We start from the raw sequence: 24,582 nt of genomic DNA, 5'->3' as shown, positions 1-24,582 counted from the left end.
AAAACGGGTGGAAACTTTGATAGTTTCCAGAGGCTTCAGCCGATGTGCCCGCGATTTGTCCCGACCTGTCCCCGATGCAGCAGCATATGGTCTAGCAGAGTGCAGGCCATCATCGCTTCGCCAACGGGCACCGCGCGGATGCCGACACAAGGGTCGTGACGGCCCTTGGTGATGATCTCGGTCTCTTCACCGGTTTTGGTGATTGTCTTGCGGGTAGTTAGGATGCTGGACGTGGGTTTCACCGCAAAGCGCACAACAATGTCCTGCCCTGTGCTGATGCCGCCCAGAATACCGCCGGCGTGATTTGACGAATAACGGGGCTGGCCATCGTTGCCAATGTAGATCTCGTCTGCGTTCAACTCGCCTGTGAGCATCGCCGCTGACATGCCTTCGCCGATTTCAACACCTTTGACAGCATTGATTGACATCATTGCAGCGGCAAGATCGGTGTCTAGTTTGCCGTAAACGGGCGCACCCAGACCGGCAGGTACATTGCGCGCGGTCACTTCGATGACGGCACCCACGGATGAACCGGACTTGCGCAGCCCGTCGAGGTAGCTGGCCCAATCGGTCGCAGCTTTGGCATCTGGCACCCAAAAGGGGTTTTGTTCTATCTGGTTCCAATCAAACGCATCGCGATCAATTTTGTGCGGCCCCATCTGCACCATGTAACCGGTGATTTGCATATCGGGCACCATCGCCTTGATCGCTTCACGGGCAAGGCCACCGGCTGCGACACGGCTAGCCGTCTCACGCGCAGAGGACCGTCCGCCACCGCGATAGTCGCGGATGCCGTATTTCTGGAAATAGGTGATGTCGGCGTGACCTGGGCGGAACTTGTCCTTGATGTCGCCGTAGTCTTTGGAGCGTTGATCTGTGTTCTCGATCATCAGCTGGATAGGCGTGCCAGTGGTGACGCCCTCAAAAACACCCGAAAGTATGCGCACCTCGTCCGCCTCGCGCCGTTGGGTGGTGTATTTGTTCTGTCCTGGTTTGCGTTTATCAAGCCAGTGCTGGATCATTTCTGCATCCACGGGAACGCCTGGAGGACAACCATCAACCGTCGCCCCAAGGGCGGGTCCGTGGCTTTCACCCCAAGTGGTGACGCGGAAAAGATGGCCAAAGCTATTGATAGACATGGGTGACGCTCCTGTTGATCAGAGCATTAGCGGTGTGAGGGCGTGGCCTCAAGGTGTAGAGTGTGTGAAGGTTGCGCGGTGGCAGCCCTTTCGCAGTGTCAATGTGCGCATGATTGCCTGACCAATTTACGAATAGACAACTTTTCAGATGGAGCTGCACATGTCGTCCCCGCTTGGTCGTATCATTATTTACACGAAGAAAACCGAAGAGATGGTTGCCTTTTATTGCCAACATTTCGGATACGAGGCGCTTCGGCTTGAAGGGGATCGGATTGTGGAGCTGGTATCAGGAGAGACCGGTATGAGCATTCTTCTGCACCCGCTTCCGGTCAAGCGAAAAGAAGGCCAAACCCTTGTTAAACTCGTCTTCGATGTTGAGGATGTTGAGGCGTTTTGCGCTGAGGCAGAGAAGCGGGGGCTGACCTTCGGGGCGATCCATCACGGGGATGGATATTCATTTGCCAATGCAAAGGACCCGTCGAAAAACTCAATTTCTGTCTCTAGCCGGGCCTTCGCAAAGCGATAGCCACTCGCTACGCTGCAGCTGAAAGCTCTCTGTACCCAGTCGGCTTTCAACTTGCACTCCTACCGCCACCCTCCTATTCCTGATCCTACCTCGGGGGACTCCAGTGGAGTTGAGATTGCGTAAGCTGACCCGTTGAACCTGAACCGGTTAACACCGGCGGAGGGAAGGTCCGGGCAATTCTCCTGCACTTCTCAACGCCGCATTTTGGAGGATGCCATGAAGGCTCTTACACTTGCTGCTACGACTATGATCGCCGCGACAGCAGCCGCTGCGGATACACCTGAACTTGTCGTTTATACCTATGACAGCTTTGTCTCTGACTGGGGTCCCGGCCCGCAGATCGAAAAAGCGTTCGAAGAGACCTGCGGCTGTGACCTGAAATTTGTTGGCAACGGCGATGGTGCGGCGTTGCTGGCACGGCTCAAGCTGGAAGGCGAACGGTCGGATGCTGATTTGGTGCTGGGTCTGGACACTGGTCTGATTGCAGCAGCCAAGGAAACGGGTCTGTTCGCCGACACTAAGATAAGTGCCGACTATGCGCTGCCTATCGAATGGACGGATGCGACTTTCGCGCCCTATGACTGGGGCTACTTCGCATTTGTTCACAACAAGGACATGACAGCCCCCGCAAACTTCAAAGCGCTGGGCGAAAGTGACGCGAAAATCGTCATTCAGGACCCGCGTTCATCCACGCCCGGGCTTGGCCTGCTGATGTGGGTCAAAGATGCTTACGGTGATGAAGCTCCCGCAGTATGGGAGGCGTTGGCCGATAACGTTGTGACCGTGACCAAAGGTTGGTCCGAAGCTTACGGCCTGTTCCTCGAAGGGGAAGCAGACATGGTGCTGAGCTATACGACGTCACCCGCGTATCACATCATCGCCGAAGAAGATGAGACAAAGGCTGCTGCGGTATTCGACGAAGGTCACTACATGCAGATCGAAGTTGTCGGGCGTCTCGCGGGTTCGGACCAGCCGGAACTGGCAGAGAAATTCATGCAATTCATGGTGTCCGACGCGGCGCAGTCAATTCTGCCTACAACAAACTGGATGTATCCTGCGGTCATGCCGTCAGGTGGTTTGCCTGCGGCTTTTGAAGCACTTGTGAAGCCGGAGAATGCACGTTTGATCGATGCGGACAAAGCGCCGGCGATCCGGGATGAGGCACTGGCGGAATGGCTGGGCGCTCTCTCACAATAAGTCCCCGAATGGGGGTCAGCGCTGCGGCCTTGGTCGTGGCGCTGATCCTTGGCGCGTTGATTGCCGTGATGTCCCGCGCCGAAGTTGGCGGCGGATTTGTTGCATCTGACTGGGCAGCGCTCCGGTTCACTGTTTGGCAAGCGTTCCTGTCGGCACTTTTTTCGGTTCTGCTGGCGATACCAGTGGCACGTGCGCTGGCGCGGCGGCGGTTCTTTGGACGTGGCGCGTTGGTGACGCTTCTGGGTGCACCGTTTATCTTGCCTGTGATCGTCGCTGTGTTGGGTTTGCTGACAGTTTTTGGCAGGAGTGGCTGGCTCAATATCGTACTTGAAGCGGTGGGGCTGCCGACCGTTTCAATCTATGGCTTGCACGGCGTTGTTCTGGCGCACGTCTTCTTTAACCTGCCGCTGGCCACGCGTCTGATTTTGCAGGGATGGCAGGCTGTACCTGCGGAGCGTTTCCGGTTGGTGGCGCAAATACGCATGACACCTTGGGCCGTATTTCGCGCGGTAGAATGGCCAATGTTGCGGCAGATCGTACCAGGGGCGGCGGCGCTGGTCTTTGTGATTTGCCTCACCAGCTTTGCCGTCGCGCTTACCTTGGGGGGAGGGCCGCGTGCGACAACGCTGGAACTGGCTATTTTTCAGGCTTTTCGTTTTGATTTCGACTTGGGCCGCGCGGCTCTCTTGTCGCTGGTGCAGCTTGTTGTTGCAGGAGGTGCAGCCATCGCGGCGCTTTGGTTGATCCCTGCTGTATCGACCGGTGGCGGGCAAGACCGTCCCCATATGCGGTGGGACGGAAAAGGGCTTTGGCAACGCGGACTGGATGCGCTGATTATTCTTCTGGCCGCAATATTCCTGCTGTTGCCGCTTTGCGCCCTTGTGCTGCGTGGCGTGATCGGGATCGGTCAGATGCCCGCATCAGTATGGTCTGCCGCCGCTGCTTCGCTTTCTGTCGCCGTCATAAGTGTTGTGACGATGCTGGTGCTGGCTCTGCCGATGGCGGGCTGGGTGGCGTCAAAGCGTGCAGGCGGGGTGGAGGCGATCGGGCTTCTGGGGATTTCTGCATCGCCGCTGATGATCGGAACGGGTTGGTTTATTGTTATCAATCCGGTGATGAACCCTGCTGATCTGGCTTTGCCGGTCACGGCCTTGGTCAATGCACTCATGGCGCTGCCCTTCTGTCTGCGCATTCTGGTGCCACGAATACGAGAGACGGTGCAGGATTATGGCAGGTTGAGCCAGAGTTTGCGGATTGAGGGATGGCCCCTGTGGCGATGGGTGATTCTGCCGCGTTGTACGCCGCAACTTGGTTTCGCGACTGGTCTGACAGCGGCATTGTCGGCGGGGGACTTGGGTGTGATCGCGCTTTTCGCCAATGAGCAGCGGACAACGCTGCCGTTGCAGATGTACCGTCTGATGGGGGCCTATCGGATGGAAGCGGCAGCGGGTGCGGCGCTCTTGTTGTTGATTATGGCGTTGGGGCTGTTCTGGGTCTGTGATGCTTTGGGGAGGCGTTATGCTACGGCTTGAGAATTGCGAGATCGTGCAGGGCACATTTCGGATGACGGCGGATATGACGCTGGAGCAGGGGCAGAAATATGCGGTGATCGGTCCATCAGGTGCCGGTAAATCCACATTATTGGGTGCGTTGTGCGGGTTTGTCCCAATGGCCCGCGGCAGAATTCTGCATGAGGGCAGCAACATCACGGAGGCCGATCCGGGCGCGCGGCCGATGACGATGTTGTTTCAGGACAACAACCTGTTTCCGCATCTCACTGTGGTGCTTAACGTCGGGTTGGGCATTCGGCCAGACATGCGGCTGACGACGGCGGACCGGTCCCGGATCGCGGATGCACTGGCACGGGTGGGCCTTGCGGATCAGGCGGAGAAAAGACCCGCCGCATTGTCCGGCGGGCAACAAAGCCGTGCCGCATTAGCGCGGGTGCTGGTGCAGGCGCAGCCCTGGGTTTTGTTGGACGAGCCGTTTGCGGCCTTGGGGCCGGCGCTGCGAAACGAGATGCTCGATCTGGTGCAGGGGCTGGTGGCCGAGACCGGAGCTGGGCTGATTATGGTCACCCACGCGCCGGAAGACGTGCGCCGTATCGCAGATCAGGTCATATTCGTAGGCGGCGGCGCGGCGGAGGCACCGAGACCGGCGGCAGAATTGATGGACAATCCACCGCCGGAGTTAAAGGCATACCTTGGATAGGGAGTACGGAAACTTAGAGAGTTTCCGTCCGTTTTCTTTGAAAGAAAACGTCTACGCTGGAACCTTACCCATCGCATCCAATGTCTGAAGCGCAGCAGACGCCGCTTCGCGGCCTTTTACCACAAAGTGTTCGCGGTAGATCGCGTTGTGGTGGTCTGTTTCCTGATAGTGATGTGGCGTCAGAGAAACGGACAGGACCGGTACGCCGGTATCAAGACCGACACGCATCAGCCCGTCAACCACAGCGCTGGCCACGAAGTCGTGCCGGTAGATGCCACCGTCCACGACAAAGGCTGCGCAGACAATTGCGCTGTATTTGCCAGTAGCAGCGAGCTTTTGCGCCATCAACGGCATCTCGAATGCGCCTGGCACGTCGAATACATCAATCTGGTCTGCAGGAATTGTTTCGGTAAATCCATCAAGGCTCCGGTCAACGATATCCGCATGCCAGCGGGCCTTGATAAATGCAAAACGGGCGGGGGCAAATGTGCCATGTGTCGTCATTGTGATCTCCTTTGGTTCAGACACGTCTCCACCCAAGGCGATCACACGCGATGCTGACGCCCGACAAAAGGCACCTGACCACATGCATTCTCTTCCATCCGGACTATGACCGTCGGCTCCGGAGTTTGACCGGATCTGCTGTCACCTCGTGAAAGGCCGCTCGCGGGCTTGAGGCTGGGCCTCCTACCGCCGGTGGGGAATTACACCCCGCCCTGAGAATCCTTGCAGCGTGCCAGCGATATATGATCTGTGCAAGAGGCACCCTGTCGCAACGTAAGGTCACTATCATGCATCCCAATCCGGTTTTTCACGATGCAGATGCCGCACGGAATATGGGTTTTGCGCGGGATCGCGGCTTTGGCACGCTCGCGATCAATGCCGAGGATGGCCCGTTGATGAGCCATATTCCGTTCCTGTTGAACGCTGAAGGTACGGTAGCGGAGCTACATCTGGTACGCTCCAACCCGATTGTTCGCGCATTGAAGCGCCCCGTTGCCGCGCGAATCGCTATCCAAGGGCCTGATAGCTATATCTCACCCGATTGGTACGGTGTGGCCGATCAGGTTCCCACCTGGAACTATGTAGCAGTGCGGCTGACCGGATCCCTGGAGCTGCGCCCGCAGGAGGAATTGCACGATTTGCTGGATCGGCAGTCGGCGATGTTCGAAAATCGACTTGCGCCCAAAGCGCCTTGGAAAACAGCAAAGATGTCCGAAGGCGTGATGGACCGTATGATGCGGATGATCGTTCCGTGCCGGATGCAGGTGACGGGCATCGACGGGACGTGGAAGCTGGGCCAGAACAAGCCCGAGGACGTACGGAAGTCCGCGGCAGAGAATGTCACCGCCCATGGAATTGGCGCCGAGGTTGATGTCCTCGCCGCCTTGATGATGGGCGCACGCAGTACAGGGTAATCCGCTTGCTTGCGCCTGCGCGCGACAACCGTGATACTCAAGACAATTCAGCAGGAGCGCCGCTATGAAACTCGCCTATTCCCCCACATCTCCCTATGTCCGCAAAGTCATGGTGCTGTTGCACGAGACGGGTCAGTTGAACGACGTCGCGCTCGAGAACCGGACGACCACGCCACTGGCACCGGATGGCAATCTGCTGTCCAGCAATCCTTTGGGCAAGGTCCCGGCGTTGGAGCGTGACGAAGGGCCGGCGCTTTATGATAGCCGCGTGATTTGTGCTTATCTGAATGATCGCGCCAAAGGAAAAATGTATGGGTCGGGTGCGCGGCACTGGGATATTCTGACGCTTGAAGCAACAGCAGACGGTATCCTAGATGCAGCTTTGCTGATGACCTACGAAGGACGCATGCGCCCAGACGACAAACAGATGCAAGAATGGGTCGATGGACAGTGGGACAAGGTTGCGCGTGCCTGCTCTGCCATCAACACTCGCTGGATGAGCCACCTTTCAGGTCCGCTCGATATGGGGCAGATCGCAGTTGCTTGCGCCTTGGCCTATGTCGATTTTCGGCATGATGCGCGTGGCTGGCGCAAGGGTAATGATGCCCTCGCGACATGGTTCGAAACATTTGATTCGCGCGACTCGATGGCGGCAACACGTCCGCCAGCGGGTTAAATTGCGACCGAATAGCCCGGTTTGGCTCGTCTTAACTCAAAACTGCGACCCTTTGCGCGACTTTGCCATCTAGACGCACCGGAGCCAGCGGGCTAGACACCACACCAACTGGCCCTTGCTTATTGCACGGGCTGTTCTATCCGTGGCCCCGTAGGCCGAAAGAAGTGGAGAATACACGTGTCCAACGCAGAAGATACCGCAGGCACCCGTAGGGATTTCCTGTATTATGCAACGGCAGGCACAGGCGCGGTCGCGGTTGGCGCGGCGGCTTGGCCTCTGGTCAATCAAATGAACCCATCAGCAGACGTTTTGGCGTTGTCGTCGATTCGTGTTGATGTCAGCGCAGTCGAACCTGGCACGCAGCTGACGGTGAAGTGGTTGGGCAAACCTGTGTTTATCCGTCGCCGGACCGAAGAGGAAATCGCGGAAGGTCGTGCGGTCGAGCTTTCGGAGCTTCCTGATAAAGGTGCCGAAAACAACAACATCGCGGGCGACGCGACAGCTGTCGATGAAAATCGCACGCTTGATGAAGCCGGCGAATGGTTGGTCATGATGGGTGTGTGCACACACCTCGGTTGTGTGCCTTTGGGCGATGCCGGTGACTTTGGCGGCTGGTTCTGCCCGTGCCACGGTTCACACTATGATACTGCCGGTCGTATCCGTAAGGGTCCTGCGCCGACAAACCTGCCCGTGCCTGTCGCGGAATTCGTGGACGAAACCACGATCAAACTGGGTTAAGGGAGAGAAAGATGTCCGGAATTCCTCACGACCATTACGAGCCAAAGTCCAACGGCGAAAAGTGGCTGCACAGCCGTTTGCCGATTGTTGGCCTTTTGTCCGATACGCTTTTCATCCCTACACCCAAGAACCTGAACTGGATGTGGATCTGGGGGATCGTGCTGACGTTCTGTCTGGCGCTGCAGATCATCACAGGTATCGTTCTGGTGATGCACTATACACCTGATACAAGCCTTGCGTTTGCATCGGTTGAGCACATCATGCGCAACGTGAACGGCGGGCATATGCTGCGCTACATGCACGCAAACGGTGCCTCCCTGTTCTTTATCGCTGTGTATGCCCACATTTTCCGCGGTCTGTACTATGGGTCCTACAAGGCACCACGCGAAATCACATGGATCATCGGTATGCTGATCTATCTGCTGATGATGGCGACCGCGTTTATGGGTTACGTTCTGCCTTGGGGTCAGATGTCATTCTGGGGTGCGACTGTTATTACCGGCCTGTTCGGTGCGATACCGTTCGTTGGTGAAGCGCTGCAAACGTTGCTTTTGGGCGGACCTGCGGTTGATAATGCCACGCTGACACGCTTCTTCAGCCTGCACTACCTGCTGCCGTTCCTGATTGCCGGCCTTGTGATCCTGCACATCTGGGCGTTCCACACCACGGGCAACAACAACCCGACAGGTGTTGAAGTGCGCCGCACCTCGAAAGAGGATGCAGCGAAAGACACGCTGCCGTTCTGGCCCTACTTCGTGATCAAGGACCTGTTCGCGCTGGCCGTGATCCTTGCGGTGTTCTTTGCGGTTGTTGGCTTTATGCCAAACTACCTTGGCCACCCTGACAACTACATCGAAGCGAACCCGCTGGCGACGCCTGCACACATCGTTCCTGAATGGTACTTCCTGCCGTTCTACGCGATCCTGCGTGCCTTCACGTCCGAAGTTTGGGTTGTGATCATCGCAGAGACGCTGACCGGTGGCATCATCGACGCCAAGTTCTTTGGTGTTCTGGCGATGTTCGGTGCAATTGCTGTATTGGCTGCTGTGCCTTGGCTGGACACTTCCAGCGTGCGTTCCGGCCGCTACCGTCCAATGTTCAAATGGTGGTTTGCCCTGCTGGTTGTCGACTTCTTTGCCCTGATGTGGCTGGGTGCGATGCCTGCGGAAGAACCCTATGCGACCTTCTCTTTGATCGCGTCGGCCTATTGGTTCGGCTACTTCCTTGTTATCCTGCCATTGCTTGGTGTGATTGAGAAGCCGCTGCCACAGCCCGCAACAATCGAGGAAGATTTTGACGCGCACTATGCGCCCAAAGTCGGCGGCACAAAAACAATCGTAAAGCCGGCGGAGTAACGGATATGAACATGTTCAAGAAATATATCACCTCTGCCGTTGTCGCACTTGGCCTTGGCACCACGGGTGCCCTGGCTGCGGGCGGCGAAGGTCACATCGAAGACTTCGATTTCTCGTTCGAGGGTCCTTTCGGGTCCTATGATGTGAACCAACTGCAGCGCGGCCTGCAAATCTACACCGAGATTTGTTCCGCCTGTCACGGCCTGAAATTCGTTCCGATCCGCACTTTGGGTGATGATGGTGGTCCTCACCTGCCCGAAGAACAGGTCATCGAATATGCCAAGCAGTTCGAAGTGTTCGATCCGGAGCTGGACGATTTCCGTCCGGCAAGCCCGACAGACCACTTCCCGGCTTCCAGCCTTGAGAACGCGCCTGACCTGTCTCTGATGACGAAAAAGCGTGCCGGTTTCCACGGTCCTTATGGTCTGGGTATCAATCAGTTTTTCAAAGGCATTGGCGGTCCTGAGTATCTTGCATCCTTGCTGACCGGTTATACCGGTGAGGAGAAAGAGCAGGCCGGCGTTACGTTCTACGAGAACACCGCATTTCCCGGCGGCTGGATCGCGATGGCACCACCACTTTACGGTGATGATGTTGAATTCGTAGACGGCCACGACACAGACCTGCACCACCTTGCAGAAGACGTGTCTGCGTTCCTGATGTGGACTGCGGAGCCCAAGATGATGGCACGTAAGCAGGCCGGTTTTGCGGGCGTTGTGTTCCTTACACTATTGTCGGTCCTTCTGTATCTTACCAACAAGCGCCTTTGGGCACCTGTGAAGTACAAAGAGCACGACTGACTTTCACGCCATACAGTAGCCATTCGAAAGCCCCGCATTTTGTTGCGGGGCTTTTTCGTTTTTGCATCAGGATGCGCGCTTACTCGGTCAACCTCATATAAGCGGCTGTACCGCCGCTCGCCGTTTGGGGCTTCAGGTGACTGGGTACTTAGACGGACAGCCGGTTGTCAGTGACTGTTTTAATGGTGGCTGTAACGATACTGCCTTCTACCTGCGGTTCATCAAAAACCACTTCGGCAAACTGTGCAGTGCGACCCATGGTCGTGCTCTCCATCAACACCTGATGTGTCTTGCCGATCTGCGCCTCAAGGTGCTTTTGCACCTGTTTCTGACCTACCGCACGCAGCTCAGCCGCACGCGCCTTGATGACCTTACCGTTAACAGCAGGCATCCGCGCTGCGGGCGTGCCCGGACGTGCGGAGTAGGGGAAGACGTGAAGCCACGTCAGATCGCATTCATGGACCAACGCGCGTGCGTTATCAAACATCGCATCGGTTTCTGTCGGAAAACCGGCGATGATATCGGCACCAAAGGTCATCTCTGGCCGCAATGCGCGCGCCTCTTGGCAGAACGCAATCGCATCATCGCGCAGGTGGCGGCGCTTCATGCGTTTGAGGATCATATCATCGCCATGCTGGAGCGACAGATGGAGATGCGGCATCAAACGCGGCTCTGTGGCGATCGCCTCCATCAGATTGGGGTCGACTTCGATACTGTCGATCGAACTGATCCGAAGGCGCGGCAGATCCGGCACAAGCTTTAAAATGCGCATCACCAGATCACCCAGTCGTGGTGCGGCTGGCAAATCAGCACCCCATGAGGTGAGATCGACACCGGTTAGAACAACTTCGTTAAAGCCTTTGTCCACCAGCCGTTTGATCTGGTCGACAACAACACCGGCAGGCACTGAGCGGGAATTGCCCCGTCCGAAAGGAATAATACAGAAGGTACAGCGGTGATCACATCCGTTCTGAACCTGAACATAGGCTCTGCTACGCGTGCCAAACCCATCTATCAGGTGGCCTGCGGTCTCTGTGACCGACATGATGTCATCAACTTGCAGGGCCTCGGTTTCGCCGATGAAGTCGGCAGCCAGCGTGTTCCAAGTGGCCGATTGCATCTTTTCGGTGTTGCCAATCACGGCATCGACTTCGTCCATTGAGGCGAATGTTTCAGGCTCCGTCTGCGCCGCACATCCCGTCACGATAAGGCGCGCATCAGGATTTGCCTTGCGCAGCTTGCGTATGTCCTGCCGTGCTTTTCGTACCGCTTCTGCAGTGACAGCGCAGGTGTTCACGACCACAGCGTTCTGCAGGCCGGATTGACCAGCCAGGTCCTTCATTGCCTCGACTTCATAGGCGTTGAGTCTGCAGCCATGGTTTGAAAACACCGGCGCGTTCATGAAAGACCGGCCAGAAACTCTGCTGTCAATGTGCCGCTAAAGACATGTGCCGAAGGCCCGATCATCCAGACGCCATCATCGCGCCAATCAATGTCCAACGTGCCACCGTCCAGTTCGATCTTGACCTCTTTTGAGGTCAACCCGCGCCGTGCGGCAGCTACGGCTGTCGCGCACGAAGAGGATCCAGATGCGAGCGTGATACCCACGCCGCGCTCCCAAACACGCATACGGATGTGATCAGTGCCGATGATCTGCGCAACCTGCACATTGGTGCGCTGGGGAAAAAGTGGATGATTCTCGATTGTCGGCCCGAAAGCAGCAAGGTCGATGCCTTCGGCGTCCTCAACAAAGAAAGTACAATGCGGATTGCCCATGCCTGTTCCGGCCGGATCGCCATCAATCGGCAGATGGAGCGTGTCCATTGCGGAGGCGAGCGGAATCTCATCCCAGTCAAGTTGCGGCTGGCCCATGTTCACGGCAGTGATTCCCTGTCCCATATCGACAGCGGCCAGATCGCCCCGGTCTGTAGTCAGGTGGAGCCTCTCTTTGCCTGATTCGGACATCAAATGCCGCGCAATACAGCGGGTTGCATTGCCACAGGCGGCCGCAGTCGAGCCGTCCGCGTTATAAAACGTCAAATGCGCATCACCAGCACCGTTTGTGATCACTGCAAGCTGGTCGAATCCCACCCCGAACTGCCGATGGGCGATTCCTTTGGCCAAAGCAGGGGAAATTTCATGATTCTGGTCGCGAGAATCGACTACGACAAAGTCGTTTCCCAGCCCATGCATCTTCATGAAGGGCAGACCGTTTGCAAAATCACTACTCATATCGCGCATATAACGCTGCCCGTGCGACTTATCCAGCAGGTGTCTGTAAATAAGCACATTATGGGGTTGACCCCTTGGGGTTCCCTTTCTAGATACACCCAGCGTGGGCCGTTAGCTCAGTTGGTAGAGCAACTGACTTTTAATCAGTAGGTCGTTGGTTCGAACCCAACACGGCTCACCATTTACTCTCTCCCAAGAGCGTCGATTCCAGTAAGCTCGGGTATGCTCCGGAGCGGATGCGCCATTTCAGAAGGCGTAGAGACCCCAGCACCAGATGATCACGATATAGGTCAGTTGATGCGCCAGCTGGTCAGCACCAAACGCACGCCAATAACTTGCATCGGCCGGCGTATGCAGCGCCTGTTCAGAATACCGCCCTTTGATCCAGTCGATGTGAAAATGTACGACCCACTCCACCAGCCCGATCACGACAGAAAAAACGAGCGGCGCGCCTACCAGAACCAGCGCGACGAATGACAGAACACCGTGCAGAAAAGCATGTTCTGCTCTGCCGAAGTGCAGATAAACAGCGCGATCAGCGAGCATGCGCGGTGTCTGCAAGAAGAAGTCCGCGAAAAGGTGTTTAACTTGCAATAAAGTCAGCAGCACAAGGCCTGTCTGCAGGGCTGGTTCCAAAATCAATCTCCTAATCAGGCAATCCTAGTATATATTGCTCAGGGCGCAATTCATTTGATTCCGGGCGCATCCTCTTGCTAACCGTTGGGGGACATTTGAAGTACTGATTTTGGACACTGCCCATCGAACGTTCGCTATTTGCCTTTATCTGGAAATATTCAAAGCGGGATCAACTGATCCTTCTGGCCGTTACGCTAACCCTTTTTCCGCTTCTATATCTGACGCTTGAGCTGCCCAAGCGGATCATCAACGATGCTATCGGTGCTTCTTCGGACAGAGTGGATTTGTTCGGCTACGACGTAGGGCAAATCACCTTTCTGATGATCCTGTGTGGGGCATTCCTGCTGGCTGTCCTTGCTCACGGGATAATGAAGATGCGGATCAACACCATGAAGGGTGTACTGGCAGAGCGGTTGCTGCGCCGGTTGCGGTATACACTGATTGCCCGCATCCTTCGGTTCCCTGCCCCCTACTTCGAACGGACCAGTCAGGGTGAACTGGTTTCAATGGTGACTTCCGAATCTGAGCCGATGGGTGGCTTGATGGGTGATGCGGTGGCGCAGCCGATACTGCAAGCGGGCCAGATGCTGACCATTTTGTTTTTCCTATTCCTGCAAAGTTTTGCTTTCGGGCTGGCGGCATGTGCACTTATTCCCTTGCAGGCGTGGCTGATCCCGAAATTACAAAAGCAGATCAACTTACTGAACAAAAAGCGTGTGATCGAACTGCGTGCGCTTGCGGCTGAAATCGGCGAAGGGGCTGCCGGTGCCAGCACGCTTCGTACCAACGGTGGCTGGCGCTACCGGTTGGCGTTGATTTCTGAACGTCTGGGAAAGCTTTATGCGATTCGCTTCGATATCTTCCAAAAGAAGTTTTTTATGAAGTTTCTCAACAACTTCATCGGGCAACTTACGCCGTTTTTCTTCTATGCTATCGGCGGGTATCTGGCCATCAACGGAGAGATCACGGTTGGCGCGCTTGTTGCAGCACTTGCTGCCTACAAGGATTTAAGCAGCCCCTGGAAAGAGCTGTTGGCCTATTATAACCAATCACAAGATATGGCGCTGAGATGGGAGACCATCACAGATCGTTTTGCGCCCAAAGGAATGATCGACCGACATCTGTTCGAAACCTCCCCAGATGAGATTCCCGATCTTACCGGTGACATCGCGTTCAAGGGGATCACTGTTGAGGACGAAGACGGCAACATTGTCCTGAACGACATTGATGTTTCACTTGCGGGTGGAAGTACGGTCGCGATCACGGCCCCAAGTGATGAGGACCGCCGAGCACTTGCCGAGGTCCTAATGCGTGAAGTGATCCCTGCCACTGGCCGCATTGAAATATCAGGCCATGACCTGTCCGGATTACATCAGGCGGCGATCGCGAAACGCATGGGCCACGCGACATCCCGTCCCGTCATGTTTCTGGGAAGCTACGGCGACAACATTCTTCTGCCTCTGCGATTGCAACCTACAAAAGACAGTGCCCCGTCCTCGCTTGCGGAAGAAAGCGCGCGCGCGGGTAACAGTATTGATCCGTCAGATGTGCAATGGATCGACTTTGAAGAAACGCCCTTTGAAACAGATGAAAGTCTGTGCAACTGGTGGCTTGAGTTGACGAAAGGTATGTCGCTAGACAAGGCATTGTTCCTGCGCGGAATGGACCAGCGTATTGAAGCTGCGAGGCATCCCGCACTGGCGACAGGACTCGTGAAGCTGCGGCCCGTTGTGCAGGAGAAACTGACTGAGGCGGGTATGAATGGCCATCTTCATGCTTTCGATCATGATGCGTTCAATCCCGCGCTGCCGGTCGCTGAAAATCTGATATTTGCGACCCCGCAAAAGCGTATCACAGCCAGTGTTCTGCAAGAACAGACCGAATTCATGCAGTTACTTACGGCGCTAAGACTAGAGGATGACTTGCTTAGCCTCGCAGGTGAAATGGTCGATGTCCTCAAACTGATCTTCGGCGTCGATGGCACGGATCACCCGCTTTTCCGCAAACTGGGGCTTGAACCGGAAACGTTTGAGACGGCGGTCAACCTCCGCTCCAAACAGCGCGATGGGGCCGAGTTGGATATTGCGGACAAGGCAACCTTGCTGGCGGTTACCTTTGCGATTTCTGCGGAAAAGCTGGGTTCGGACTTTCCAGACGAAATCATCGACCGAGTTCTGGAAATGCGCCTCGCCCACGGCGCTGAGCTTCAACAAAGTCTGTCACACCTCTTCAGCCCGATCGCAGCAGATGGGCCGATTTCCGGAATGACTGTGCTGGAGAACGCTTTGTTCGGAAAAGTTGCAGAAACAGCAGGATCAGATGAGACAGCCTTGCGGCAGTTGGTGATCGATGCGCTTTATGAGGCGGAATTGGATGGATTGGTGCTAGGGCTGATCTTTGAGGTGCCTCTGACGCTTGGAGGCACAAACCTCCCCGCCATGATGACCGAGACCCTCGCGATCAGTAGGGCCGCGATAAAGCGACCGCATGTTCTGGTTCTGGATCATGTGCTATCCAGCTTTGACGCGCAGACGCGAGCGGGCCTGCATGAGCGGTTGCGGGCTTTGCTGCCGAAGACAACGATTATCTGCCTTCAGCCCAGCTTTAACGACATGACCGGATTTAATGCCGAATACATGTTGAAGCAGGGACGGCTGGCGACCGTAGGTGGTGAAGTGAGGTCGGACGAAGATGATAGCGTCAGTGGCGATTTGGGTCGCAAATTGCGGGCTCTGGAGCAGACCGATCTGTTCACGGGCCTTGACCGTAAGCAGCTGCGATTGCTGTCTTTTAGCGCCCGTTGGTACACAGCGACTGCGGGTGATTACGTCTTTCATAAGGACGATGATCCCTCCAGCGGTGCCTATCTGATAGTGGAGGGAAATGCCGAACTCCTGCTGCCACACCAAAACAAGGATGATCAGTTGATTGCGACCGTTGGTGCGGGACAACTGGTTGGTGAGCTTGGTCTTATCCGTAACGAGCCGCGTGCTTTGGATATGCGAGCGGCTGACGATCTCACGTGCTTGCGCATTGGCGCAGAGGCGTTCCTTGATGTGGTCGGAAGCGACGCGCGCACGGCCTACAAGCTGTTGCAGGTCGTGGCAGGATACGTGTCGAACTGATTAGCGATGGCCTTTGAACTGTGCCAGCGTAATACCAGCGCTTTCCAGTGATTGGCGCACCGAGGCGGCAATCTGCACCGCCTCGGCAGTATCGCCATGCAGGCAAATCGTATCAATCTGCGTCTCTATGTGTTTTCCGCTCTCAGTGATGATGGCACCGGCTTGGACCATCTCGACCATCCGTTTTCCGGCAAGATCTGCGTCATGTATCACCGCGCCGGGAAGGGATCTGTCCACCAGCGTTGCATCGTCATTGTATGCCCGATCCGCAAAAATCTCTCCTGCCCACGCGCAGCCGAGGGATTTCACCGCTGCTTGTTGCGCCGTTGCAGCCAGTACCATCACGATCAGGTCGGGCGCAACACTCAGGGCTGCTTCGTACAGATCACGGGCCAGCGTTTCGTCTTCTGAGGCCATGTTCGCCATCGCACCGTGCAGTTTCAGGTGGCGCACCTCTGCTCCGACGCTGCGCGCCATACCGATGCTCGCGGCGACCTGATAGCGCACCTGATTTTGCAGGGTCTTGCGGGGCACAGACATGCGGTTTCGCCCGAAACCCGCGATGTCCATGAATCCCGGATGCGCACCGATCCCAACGCCATTGGAATGCGCCATCGTCATCGTTGCGGCCATTACGTCAGCGTCGCCAGCATGCCCTCCACAGGCGATGTTTGCGGAGGTCACGATTTTGAGAAGGGCGGCGTCATCGCCCATATTCCAGGCACCATAGCTTTCAGCCATATCGGCATTCAGATCGACAGTTTGCACGGACTAACTCTCCTGTTCAAAAGGGTTTGCAGGGGCGGAGACAGCACCGCTCACCAACTGAAAACTCAATAGATCTTTCATCGTCGCGGGATCGCGGACCAGTGGTACGACCTGTTTTCCAAGCGCTGATAATTCGCTTGCGAATCGGCACTGTGCGATCATCGCGGTTTCCATATCAACCATTTCAAACTGTATCTGCGCACCGGTCTGCGCTTGCGCTATGCGCGGCAGATCGCAGGGCAGAACCGATCCGATCCGTGGATATCCGCCGGTCGTCTGACATTCATACATCAGGACATAAGGCGCGCCGTCACCGGATATCTGGATGTCACCGGGCACAACGACTTCGGATACTATGCTAAGCTGGCCGGCGGTTGAAAAACCGTCACCATCAAAATCCATCCGTACACCCATCCTGTTGGCCCGCGCATCGCGCCGGAACGTGTTACGCGTGAAACGTGCGACAGTTTCCGGGTCGAAATCCTCAGTCTGCATTGACGCCACAATGCGTACCGTACCCCCGCCAAAACGGTCGGAGGAGGAGAGCGTTCTGGCAGTCTCGCGGCCTTTATCCTTACCGATAGGTAACACATCACCCGTTTGCAATAACGTGCCGATGCCTCCCGCAAGATGGCTGGCGCGTGATCGCATAACGGGAGGGGTGTCGATGCCGCCGCCTACATGCAGATAGCCGTAGGTGCCGTTGCGCGCACCGCCGATGGTGAGCACCGCACCAGCGCGCAGCAGATGGCTTGCGTTCCATGCCAGCGCTTCGCCGTCGATGTTAGCGGACATTGTCGCGCCGGTCAGGGCAATGCGGATATCGCGGTCTGCGGTAAATCGCCCGCCGCTGCCTGCCATCTCTATCGCCGCGTACTCAGGAAGTTGTCCCAGAATAGCTGCTCCTTCGGACAAAGCGATGCGGTCTGCTGCGCCGCCGATAGTCAGTCCCTGCGCACGGTAACCGGGGCGCCCCTGATCCTGAACACTCATCGCGGGGCCTGCGGTTTCGATGGTCAGATGCGCCGTCATTTAAGCACCTCGCGACTGGCACCACCAAGGCCCGATGTATCCGTTGAACGGATGCGTTCAAACTCTGCAGGGCTGACGGACGGAAAAATCAGTTCATCGCCGGGCGACAGGGTAAAAGGCTGGTCACTATCCGGCAGAAACGTCCCGAATGCGGTTTGTCCGATATGTCGCCATCCCGTGGGGGCGGCGTTCGTGAAAACGATCAGCTGTCGGATGGCAATCACCAGCGCACCGGGCGGCACTGATTTTGTCAGCCCCTGTTGGCGCGGGATATTCCATGTCTCTGACAGCTCTCCCATATAAGGTTGGCCCGGCGCGAACCCGATGGTCAGAACGCGCACGCGGCTGGTCGAAATTTCCTGAACTGCGGCGGCCGGATCAATTCCTGCGACTTCGGCGGCTTCTTCAAGCTGCGGGGCAAGTTCGGTGCCGTATAGCGTGGGCACATGCCACAATTTGCGTCCGGCTGGCAGAGGGGCGGCAAGCCAGTCCTGCTTTTCGAGCAGGTTCTCAATACGTTCGGTCAACGCCGCTAAAGGCACGCTTGCCAGATCGACCTCAAGAAAGGTGGATACCAGCGAGGTGCTGGTCTCTGTGACCTCCGGCCAGTTCTGCTCATCCACAGCGGAGCGGAAGGCGAGAGCCGCACGATTGCCCGGTTCTGACATCGCACCGGCAAAGGTCACAAGCACACCTGACAGGCCGACGGTTCTGATTTTCGGCCACTCACTCATTTCCAATGGCCCATCTGTACAGTCGAGGGAGCAGCATAGGTGTGAGATACATCGGCAGTTGCCAACAGCCGATAAAGATCATCAGCGGCCCTAGAATTTCTGCAGGTAATGCGACCAGAAAGATGGCGATGTTGCGGTTGCCCGCGCCCATGGCCAAGGGGCCTGCAACGTTTCGCAGCGGGCTGCGGCGCAGGGCCAATAGCGTGAAAAGCTGTAACAGATAGCTGATTGCAAAAGCCAGAAGCGCCCATTTTGCCACAAGTACAGGATCGCTGCGCAGTGCAGGGTTGAGTGCCGCCATCAAGCCCACGACGATGAAGGAAAACGCCAGTACGGAAAGACCATCGAGCGCTTTGATCTGGTCTTCGCTCGGGCGGGGGAACAGGTGTTTGCGCAGAATGAATCCGGTGCCCGTGGCAATCACGATGATCAGAAGCAACTTGAGTGCCGAGAGTATGACCTGCGCAGGATCGCCGAGCTGGGGCATCAGCGCCAGAACGGGCAACACGGTTAGGGGAAAAGCCGCCGTGCCGAGGACGAGGATTTGCATCATACGTCCCGCGTCGAGCCGCAGCAGAAGGGCCAGATTGACACTGCCGGTGATCGCCGGTGCCGCACAGGCCAGTACAATGGCCAGTGCGGCTGGCGTTTGATTCAATTCCGCAAGTGTCAGCAGACCCAACAGGACCAGAGGCACCACCAGTTGCAAAGCGACGACCGCGCCCAGACCCCAACGCAGATCGCCCACTGCACCCATGGCGGCGCGGTGCCCGATACGAAGCGCAGTTACGGTCAGCAAGATTGCAACCATATGCGGCAACCACGGCACAAGGGTTGCCGCCAGTCCGGGCAACAACAGACCCGCAAGAAGGCCGATGATCAGGCAAGCCCGTGCATGTCTTGAGGCCAGCCAAAGGAGCGAACGCATGTCTCATCACCCTCAACTAGGGCCGTTGCGCATGTTATCCGGCAACCAAGTGGCCAGTTCGGGGAACCAGATCAGCACGAATACCATCAACACCATGATGGCAAACATCGGTAGGGCCGCACGTGTGATGTATCCCATCTCGTGGTCCGTCATGCCTTGTAAGACAAATAGGTTGAACCCGATGGGCGGCGTGATCTGTGCCATCTCGATCACCACCACGACAAAGATGCCGAACCAGATCAGATCAATACCCGCACCGCGTACCATCGGCTCTACCACGGCCATGGTCAGCACAATGGCCGAAATCCCATCAAGGAACATGCCGAGGATAATGTAGAACACCAAAAGCGCCATGAGCAGTTGGAAGCGCGTAAGCTCCATTGCGGCGATACCGTCGGCAAGTGAACGCGGCAGGCCGGTGAAGCCCATCGACAGCTTGAGGAATGCAGCACCTGACAGGATCAGCGCGATCATTGCAGATGTACGCGTGGCCCCCATCAAGCTCGCGCGAAAGCTGTCCCAAGTGAGGGAGCCCTGCACAAGGGCCAGAACCAATGCGCCGATGACGCCAATGGCTGCCGCTTCGGTCGCGGTCGCAAGTCCCGCATACATTGATCCAATGACAACGGTAATCAACGCAAAGACAGGCAGCAGAAAACGCGAGTTGGCCACTTTTTCGGCGAATGTCATGCCGAGTTCCACATTCGGGTTCCAGTCTTTTGACGTGAAACTGACAAGGGCGACATAGCCCATGAACATTCCTGCCAGCACCAGACCGGGGAACACACCGGCAAAGAACAGCTTGGTAATGCTTTCGTTCACCGTCACGCCGTAAACGATCAGCGCCAAAGAGGGCGGGATCATCAGACCAAGGGTCGCCGCACCGGCAAGCGTGCCGATGACCATCTTTTCGGGATAGTTGCGCGCCCGCAATTCAGGGATCGCCATCTTGCCCACAGTCGTCAGCGTCGCAGCGGAAGACCCCGAAACAGCCGCAAACACAGTACATGACACGATGTTGGTATGCACCAATCCGCCCGGCAAACGGGCGAGCCACGGGGACAGCCCTTTGAACATGTCTTCGGATAATCGCGTACGATAAAGGATCTCGCCCATCCAGATGAACAGCGGAAGGGCGGTGAGGGTCCAGCTTGAGGACGAGGCCCAGATGGTTGTGATCATCACATCGCCAACGGGGCGTGTTGTAAACAGTTCCATCCCGACCCAAGCGACACCCATCAAGGCCAGACCAACCCAGACGCCTGTGCCCAAAAGCAGGAACAGAACGAAGAGGAACAGGCCAATGGCGTAAATTTCTGTCATGGCGTTATTCCCCGTGGCTTTCGATGGTATCGCGTACGATCCGGTGATCGCCTGTGGTCAGAACATGAAGCAGGTTGTCTGTAAGGGCGATCGCCAACAGGCTACCGCCAACCACCATGACCGATTGTGGTATCCACATCATCGTGGCGTCTTGTCCCTGACTGATCTCGTTGAATCTCCAAGAATAATAGACAAAATTGTAGGCGTAGTAGGTAAAGTACCACGCGATGGCCGCGCCTAAACCGAAACACCAAATCTCAAGTAGGCGTTTGGGGCCGGGGGATACAGCATTGAGAAGGATCGACACCCTGATATGTGCGCCACGGCTAAGCGCATTTGCAAAAGCGAAAAAGCTCGCCGCGGCCATGGCGTAGCCCGCGTAATCAGGTGCGCCGGGAAAGACCTCTCCGGTCCAGCGCGCGATCATTTGGATCACGATCAGCGATAGAATTGCGATCAGGCAAAGCGCTGCCAGAACGCCCGCGGCGCTGTATAGAAAGTCGAGAAAGCGTCTGAGCAACGTCATTGCTTGGTCCCTGTGTAAAGAAGGCTGGGCATGGGCACCTCGAAACCGGTGCCGGTCCTGTAAGGTGCCATATCGGCGTTGATGCGTGTCCGCAGGCGGGTTTTGACATCGGAGTCCTGTGCGGCAACAATCAATGGCACGCGCACGCCGAACTGCATGAAGAAGTCGAAGAAATCATCGCCATGTGCGATCAGCTTGGTATCCAGTCGGCGGGTACCCATCTGGGAAAAGCCCGCGTTTTTCATCATCTTTTCGACAGCAGCAGGGTCAGATAAAACGTAAGCGTCAGGCGCGGTGTCTGCGCGACTGAGGTCGGCTTCGTCTTTGAGCGCGGCAAAAAGGCGGGCGTATAGTTCTGAATCCTGGGGCGCTGTCCATTGGCTGAACGAAAACCGCCCAGATGGACGCAATACACGGAAAGCTTCGCGCATAGCCAGCTGCGGATCACCCATATGAAACAGGCCCATGTTGCAGGCGACTGCCTCAAAACTGGCGTCCTGCGCCGGCAAAGCCTCTGCATTTCCAACGTTGAATTTGAGGTGGGGGAAGCGTTTTCGTGCCGCGCCCACCATGCCGGGCGCGTAGTCAATGCCTTCGACGTCCACATCCAGCGCAGCCGCCGCGCCCGCCACGTAGCCGGGCCCGCATGCCACGTCCAATAGTCGCTGTTCGGGGCGCACGCTCAATGCGTCAAACATGGCTGGAATGATCTGGACCGTCGCGCGGGCCGTATGCGTGGCATAGACTTCGGCGCGGTCATGCCATCCCTGTCGTTCCGCTTGCGTGAAGGCTTTATATGTCATGAGAGATCAGGGGCCACCGAAGTGGCCCCTCCTTTTCAGGTGCGTTCTTAATTGGACGCTTTATAAGCATCGACGATGGCCTTGCCGTCATCGCCTGCCGCTTCGAGCCATTCTGCGGTCATGGTCTCACCAATCGCGCGCAATTCGCCCATCAATGCGTCACCGGCCGGACCAACTGCCATGCCGCCTTCGGCCAAACCGTCCATGGTAAACTGGGTGTAAGCCTTAGACGCTTTCAGGCCGTTCATCTCGGCTTCTTTGGCACAGCTTGTGATGATGCCTTGGTTCGCTTCTGATGTGCCGTCCCAGATTTCTTTGTTCACCATGACGTAGTTGTACGGCAACCATGCATCGACTTCGTAGAAGTGGCTCAGGCTTTCCCAAACCTTGCGGTCATATCCTGTCGCGCCGGAAGAGATCATGGATTCTGCTACGCCTGTCGCAAAGGCCTGAGAGATTTCAGCGGCCTCAATGGTTACGGGCAGCATGCCTGTCAACTCGGCCAGACGGCTGGTCGCGTTGTTGTATGAGCGGAACTTGAGCCCCTTCATGTCCTCGACGCTGTTCACTTCCTTGTTGAAGTAAAGACCCTGTGGTGGCCACGGCACAGCGTAAAGCATCACGAGGTTCTGTTCTTCCAGAAGCTCGGACATCTTTGGCTTGGCAGCCTCAAAAAGTTTGGCGCTGGCATCAAATGATGGTGCGAGGAATGGGATAGAGTCGAAACCAAATACCGCGTTCTCGTTCTGGTGGCCGGACATCAGGCGTTCACCGATCTGGACCTGACCAGTCTGGATAGCACGTTTGATATCAGCACCGGCAAAGAGCGACCCGCCCGGGTGTGTTGTGATCTCGATTTCGCCTTGAGTGCCCTTGGTTACGCAAGATGCGAACTCTGCGCCGTTTTCGGAGTGAAAGTTGGATGCGGAATAGGCCATCGGCATATCCCACTTCTCTGCTGCTAGCGCAGGCAGCGCGCCTGTTACAGCGATTGCGAGTGCGGCGGCACCGGTCATCAGTTTGGTTGTCATTTTCATTGTCGTCTCCCGTTGTGGTTTATTTTGGCACCTTATGAAAAGCGCTGTGGATCGTAAGGGGACAGGTCGGTGTTGACGCGGCCCCCGGTAATCAATCCGGCGACAAGTCGGCCTGTCTTCGGCCCTCCGGTCAACCCGATGTGGTGATGCCCGAAGGCAGTATATATGCCACTTTCCTTGATCTGCCCGATCAGAGGCAGACTGTCGCTTGGGGCAGGGCGGTGGCCCAGCCATTCAATCTCGGATAAGGCTTTAAGGTTGGGAAAGGCTTGTGCCGCCTGCTTACGCAACAGCTTGAGCGGTGCTTTGGACGGCCCAGCGTCCAATCCGCCGAATTCAACAATGCCAGCGCAGCGCAGACCCTGTTCCATCGGGGTGGCGACAAACTTGCCGCTGGCAATCATTGTGGGGCGCGCCGGACCACCGGTCGCATTCTCGAACACGATGTGATAGCCGCGCTCGGCTTCCAAAGGCACGTTGATACCCAGCTTTGCCATCATGGGTTTGGACCAGACACCAGTGGCCAGAACCACCTCGGAACAGGCAACCGAGCCTTGCGTGGTCTGGACCGTGGTCACACGGCCGTTTGTGAGGTCAAAATCCTTGACCTCCGCCTCCATGATTGTGCCGCCCATCTCTTCAAACGATTTCGCCAGCGCTTGAACATACCCTCCGGGGCTGCGGATATAGCCATGGCCTTTCATCACAGCCATGCAGGTGATGTCCGGTCCCAACGCAGGCTCGTAATCCCGTACGTCATGGCCCTCGATAAGGGTTGGCTCAAACCCTGCTTCTTTGCGTAAAGCCCATGTGTAGCTCTCAGCGTCAAAGGCCGCGCGGTTGGTGTAGGCAAAGCAGTAGTCGCTTTCGCTGACCCAGTCGCCCAGTCCCAGCTCATCACAAAGACTTTTGTGTTGTTCGACTGAATCGCCAACGATGTGGGTCAGCCCTTTGGCGATGCGTCTGGTGTCAGGATCATTCGCGTTCGCGAGGTATTTGCGCAGCCAAGGCAGCAGGCGCGGCAGATACCCCCATCGCATGAACAGTGGAAAGTCGGGGTTCATCAGCATGCGCGGTGCTTTGGGGATCAGGCCGGGACCGGTAACAGGCACCATTGCACAGGCTGCCAGCACACCGGCATTCCCATGGGATGTCCCCGTGCCGGGTGCACCCCGATCAATGATCGTGACCTCAGCGCCCGCCCGTCGCAGCCAGATGCCGGTGGATACACCGACGATGCCTGCGCCTATGACGACGACATGGCGGGTCAAACGGCGACCATGAAATATACGAGTGACATAAAATGCGATTCCCCTTGGAAGTATCATGTCACGGAAATTTAAAACATCAACAAAATGTTTACAAATTGTCATTGTTC

General features: G+C 56.6%; 24 protein-coding genes, 1 tRNA gene and 2 riboswitches. Of the genes, 11 read left to right on the top strand and 14 right to left on the bottom strand.

Translation table 11 applies throughout. The annotated features are described in order from the left end of the window. Positions 1–35: 35 nt before the first annotated feature. Positions 36–1,139, bottom strand: coding sequence for a chorismate synthase (gene aroC, locus Z946_RS0107295; RefSeq protein ID WP_025055068.1), 1,104 nt, complete (start codon positions 1,137–1,139; stop codon positions 36–38). 160 nt (positions 1,140–1,299) lie between these two features. Between aroC and Z946_RS0107290 the strand changes: the two genes are divergently transcribed. From Z946_RS0107290 to Z946_RS0107275, 4 genes are all read left to right on the top strand, one after another. Then, a complete protein-coding gene (locus Z946_RS0107290) occupies positions 1,300–1,665 on the top strand; it encodes a VOC family protein (RefSeq protein WP_025055067.1) in 366 nt (121 codons plus the stop codon). An 81-nt stretch (positions 1,666–1,746) separates the two neighbouring features. Further along, positions 1,747–1,847: riboswitch (TPP riboswitch) on the top strand. A 34-nt stretch (positions 1,848–1,881) separates the two neighbouring features. Next, entirely contained in the window at positions 1,882–2,862 is a 981-nt protein-coding gene (gene thiB, locus Z946_RS0107285; RefSeq protein WP_025055066.1) for a thiamine ABC transporter substrate binding subunit, read from the top strand. Continuing rightward, positions 2,838–4,394: a thiamine/thiamine pyrophosphate ABC transporter permease ThiP gene (locus tag Z946_RS0107280; RefSeq protein ID WP_025055065.1), complete on the top strand. Its 1,557-nt coding sequence runs from the start codon at positions 2,838–2,840 to the stop codon at positions 4,392–4,394. The genes thiB and Z946_RS0107280 overlap by 25 nt, the downstream gene beginning before the upstream one ends. Continuing rightward, entirely contained in the window at positions 4,381–5,073 is a 693-nt protein-coding gene (locus tag Z946_RS0107275; RefSeq protein ID WP_025055064.1) for a thiamine ABC transporter ATP-binding protein, read from the top strand. Before Z946_RS0107280 ends, Z946_RS0107275 begins: the two co-directional genes overlap by 14 nt. 51 nt (positions 5,074–5,124) lie before the next feature. Here the strand turns inward: Z946_RS0107275 and Z946_RS0107270 are convergent, their stop codons facing one another. After that, positions 5,125–5,577: a 6,7-dimethyl-8-ribityllumazine synthase gene (locus tag Z946_RS0107270; RefSeq protein ID WP_025055063.1), complete on the bottom strand. Its 453-nt coding sequence runs from the start codon at positions 5,575–5,577 to the stop codon at positions 5,125–5,127. 82 nt (positions 5,578–5,659) lie between these two features. Further along, a riboswitch (FMN riboswitch) is annotated at positions 5,660–5,801 on the bottom strand. A 63-nt stretch (positions 5,802–5,864) separates the two neighbouring features. Between Z946_RS0107270 and Z946_RS0107265 the strand changes: the two genes are divergently transcribed. From Z946_RS0107265 to Z946_RS0107245, 5 genes are all read left to right on the top strand, one after another. Continuing rightward, positions 5,865–6,491 (top strand): FMN-binding negative transcriptional regulator, encoded by a 627-nt coding sequence (locus Z946_RS0107265; protein WP_025055062.1) that lies wholly within the window; start codon positions 5,865–5,867, stop codon positions 6,489–6,491. Between the two features lie 64 nt (positions 6,492–6,555). Next, positions 6,556–7,167, top strand: a complete 612-nt coding sequence (locus Z946_RS0107260) for a glutathione S-transferase (RefSeq protein WP_025055061.1) — start codon at positions 6,556–6,558, stop codon at positions 7,165–7,167. Between the two features lie 177 nt (positions 7,168–7,344). Then, complete coding sequence (gene petA / locus Z946_RS0107255; RefSeq protein WP_025055060.1) at positions 7,345–7,905, top strand: ubiquinol-cytochrome c reductase iron-sulfur subunit; 561 nt, start codon at positions 7,345–7,347, stop codon at positions 7,903–7,905. An 11-nt stretch (positions 7,906–7,916) separates the two neighbouring features. Continuing rightward, the gene (gene petB / locus Z946_RS0107250) at positions 7,917–9,260 is read left to right on the top strand and encodes a cytochrome b (protein ID WP_025055059.1); all 1,344 of its coding nucleotides are present in this window, start codon (positions 7,917–7,919) and stop codon (positions 9,258–9,260) included. Between the two features lie 11 nt (positions 9,261–9,271). Continuing rightward, positions 9,272–10,060, top strand: coding sequence for a cytochrome c1 (locus tag Z946_RS0107245; protein ID WP_025055058.1), 789 nt, complete (start codon positions 9,272–9,274; stop codon positions 10,058–10,060). Positions 10,061–10,208: 148 nt separating this feature from the next. On the opposite strand, the gene mtaB is transcribed toward Z946_RS0107245, so the two are convergent. Both mtaB and dapF read right to left on the bottom strand, forming a co-directional pair. Beyond that, a complete protein-coding gene (gene mtaB, locus Z946_RS0107240; RefSeq protein WP_025055057.1) occupies positions 10,209–11,462 on the bottom strand; it encodes a tRNA (N(6)-L-threonylcarbamoyladenosine(37)-C(2))-methylthiotransferase MtaB in 1,254 nt (417 codons plus the stop codon). After that, positions 11,459–12,292, bottom strand: coding sequence for a diaminopimelate epimerase (gene dapF, locus Z946_RS0107235; protein ID WP_081780868.1), 834 nt, complete (start codon positions 12,290–12,292; stop codon positions 11,459–11,461). Before dapF ends, mtaB begins: the two co-directional genes overlap by 4 nt. A gap of 105 nt (positions 12,293–12,397) precedes the next feature. Between dapF and Z946_RS0107230 the strand changes: the two genes are divergently transcribed. Continuing rightward, a tRNA-Lys gene (locus tag Z946_RS0107230) sits at positions 12,398–12,473 on the top strand. A 65-nt stretch (positions 12,474–12,538) separates the two neighbouring features. On the opposite strand, the gene Z946_RS0107225 is transcribed toward Z946_RS0107230, so the two are convergent. After that, positions 12,539–12,901 carry a DUF3307 domain-containing protein gene (locus Z946_RS0107225; protein WP_311733148.1) on the bottom strand — a complete coding sequence of 121 codons (363 nt, stop codon included), beginning with the start codon at positions 12,899–12,901 and terminating at the stop codon, positions 12,539–12,541. Positions 12,902–13,044: 143 nt separating this feature from the next. Between Z946_RS0107225 and Z946_RS0107220 the strand changes: the two genes are divergently transcribed. Next, positions 13,045–16,053 carry an ABC transporter transmembrane domain-containing protein gene (locus tag Z946_RS0107220; protein ID WP_081780793.1) on the top strand — a complete coding sequence of 1,003 codons (3,009 nt, stop codon included), beginning with the start codon at positions 13,045–13,047 and terminating at the stop codon, positions 16,051–16,053. Here Z946_RS0107220 and Z946_RS0107215 read toward each other — a convergent pair whose 3' ends face one another. From Z946_RS0107215 to Z946_RS0107175, 9 genes are read right to left on the bottom strand one after another with little or no spacing between them, the layout of a single operon-like run. Continuing rightward, positions 16,054–16,821, bottom strand: coding sequence for a LamB/YcsF family protein (locus tag Z946_RS0107215; protein WP_025055053.1), 768 nt, complete (start codon positions 16,819–16,821; stop codon positions 16,054–16,056). A 3-nt stretch (positions 16,822–16,824) separates the two neighbouring features. Further along, complete coding sequence (locus Z946_RS0107210) at positions 16,825–17,853, bottom strand: 5-oxoprolinase subunit C family protein (protein ID WP_025055052.1); 1,029 nt, start codon at positions 17,851–17,853, stop codon at positions 16,825–16,827. Beyond that, positions 17,850–18,587, bottom strand: coding sequence for a 5-oxoprolinase subunit B family protein (locus Z946_RS0107205; protein ID WP_025055051.1), 738 nt, complete (start codon positions 18,585–18,587; stop codon positions 17,850–17,852). Before Z946_RS0107205 ends, Z946_RS0107210 begins: the two co-directional genes overlap by 4 nt. Beyond that, positions 18,580–19,515, bottom strand: coding sequence for a hypothetical protein (locus Z946_RS0107200; protein WP_025055050.1), 936 nt, complete (start codon positions 19,513–19,515; stop codon positions 18,580–18,582). The genes Z946_RS0107205 and Z946_RS0107200 overlap by 8 nt, the downstream gene beginning before the upstream one ends. Before the next feature lie 12 nt (positions 19,516–19,527). Further along, positions 19,528–20,838 carry a TRAP transporter large permease gene (locus Z946_RS0107195; protein WP_025055049.1) on the bottom strand — a complete coding sequence of 437 codons (1,311 nt, stop codon included), beginning with the start codon at positions 20,836–20,838 and terminating at the stop codon, positions 19,528–19,530. Between the two features lie 4 nt (positions 20,839–20,842). Beyond that, the gene (locus tag Z946_RS0107190; RefSeq protein ID WP_025055048.1) at positions 20,843–21,364 is read right to left on the bottom strand and encodes a TRAP transporter small permease; all 522 of its coding nucleotides are present in this window, start codon (positions 21,362–21,364) and stop codon (positions 20,843–20,845) included. Beyond that, positions 21,361–22,167: a class I SAM-dependent methyltransferase gene (locus Z946_RS21040; RefSeq protein ID WP_025055047.1), complete on the bottom strand. Its 807-nt coding sequence runs from the start codon at positions 22,165–22,167 to the stop codon at positions 21,361–21,363. Before Z946_RS21040 ends, Z946_RS0107190 begins: the two co-directional genes overlap by 4 nt. A 47-nt stretch (positions 22,168–22,214) precedes the next feature. Further along, complete coding sequence (locus tag Z946_RS0107180; protein ID WP_025055046.1) at positions 22,215–23,204, bottom strand: TRAP transporter substrate-binding protein; 990 nt, start codon at positions 23,202–23,204, stop codon at positions 22,215–22,217. Positions 23,205–23,236: 32 nt separating this feature from the next. Then, on the bottom strand, positions 23,237–24,475 hold the full coding sequence (locus tag Z946_RS0107175) for an NAD(P)/FAD-dependent oxidoreductase (RefSeq protein WP_025055045.1): 1,239 nt from the start codon (positions 24,473–24,475) through the stop codon (positions 23,237–23,239). Positions 24,476–24,582 lie beyond the last annotated feature (107 nt).

Origin of the sequence: Sulfitobacter noctilucicola (assembly GCF_000622385.1) — a bacterium.
In the GTDB taxonomy this organism is placed as follows: Bacteria; Pseudomonadota; Alphaproteobacteria; order Rhodobacterales; family Rhodobacteraceae; genus Sulfitobacter; species Sulfitobacter noctilucicola.
The sequence above is the reverse complement of the archived record's forward strand: the minus strand, read 5'-3'. Positions and strand labels throughout refer to the sequence as shown.

Bases quoted from the DNA above. Each gene is read 5' to 3' on its own strand.
- Z946_RS0107200 (WP_025055050.1), bottom strand. From the start codon at position 19,515: ATGCGTTCGCTCCTTTGGCTGGCCTCAAGACATGCACGGGCTTGCCTG.
- Z946_RS0107260 (WP_025055061.1), top strand. From the start codon at position 6,556: ATGAAACTCGCCTATTCCCCCACATCTCCCTATGTCCGCAAAGTCATG.
- Z946_RS0107210 (WP_025055052.1), bottom strand. From the start codon at position 17,853: ATGACGGCGCATCTGACCATCGAAACCGCAGGCCCCGCGATGAGTGTT.
- petB (WP_025055059.1), top strand. From the start codon at position 7,917: ATGTCCGGAATTCCTCACGACCATTACGAGCCAAAGTCCAACGGCGAA.
- Z946_RS21040 (WP_025055047.1), bottom strand. From the start codon at position 22,167: ATGACATATAAAGCCTTCACGCAAGCGGAACGACAGGGATGGCATGAC.
- mtaB (WP_025055057.1), bottom strand. From the start codon at position 11,462: ATGAACGCGCCGGTGTTTTCAAACCATGGCTGCAGACTCAACGCCTAT.
- Z946_RS0107190 (WP_025055048.1), bottom strand. From the start codon at position 21,364: ATGACGTTGCTCAGACGCTTTCTCGACTTTCTATACAGCGCCGCGGGC.
- dapF (WP_081780868.1), bottom strand. From the start codon at position 12,292: ATGAGTAGTGATTTTGCAAACGGTCTGCCCTTCATGAAGATGCATGGG.
- Z946_RS0107245 (WP_025055058.1), top strand. From the start codon at position 9,272: ATGTTCAAGAAATATATCACCTCTGCCGTTGTCGCACTTGGCCTTGGC.
- Z946_RS0107195 (WP_025055049.1), bottom strand. From the start codon at position 20,838: ATGACAGAAATTTACGCCATTGGCCTGTTCCTCTTCGTTCTGTTCCTG.
- thiB (WP_025055066.1), top strand. From the start codon at position 1,882: ATGAAGGCTCTTACACTTGCTGCTACGACTATGATCGCCGCGACAGCA.
- Z946_RS0107265 (WP_025055062.1), top strand. From the start codon at position 5,865: ATGCATCCCAATCCGGTTTTTCACGATGCAGATGCCGCACGGAATATG.
- Z946_RS0107275 (WP_025055064.1), top strand. From the start codon at position 4,381: ATGCTACGGCTTGAGAATTGCGAGATCGTGCAGGGCACATTTCGGATG.
- Z946_RS0107270 (WP_025055063.1), bottom strand. From the start codon at position 5,577: ATGACGACACATGGCACATTTGCCCCCGCCCGTTTTGCATTTATCAAG.
- Z946_RS0107205 (WP_025055051.1), bottom strand. From the start codon at position 18,587: ATGAGTGAGTGGCCGAAAATCAGAACCGTCGGCCTGTCAGGTGTGCTT.
- Z946_RS0107180 (WP_025055046.1), bottom strand. From the start codon at position 23,204: ATGAAAATGACAACCAAACTGATGACCGGTGCCGCCGCACTCGCAATC.
- Z946_RS0107280 (WP_025055065.1), top strand. From the start codon at position 2,838: ATGGCTGGGCGCTCTCTCACAATAAGTCCCCGAATGGGGGTCAGCGCT.
- aroC (WP_025055068.1), bottom strand. From the start codon at position 1,139: ATGTCTATCAATAGCTTTGGCCATCTTTTCCGCGTCACCACTTGGGGT.
- Z946_RS0107290 (WP_025055067.1), top strand. From the start codon at position 1,300: ATGTCGTCCCCGCTTGGTCGTATCATTATTTACACGAAGAAAACCGAA.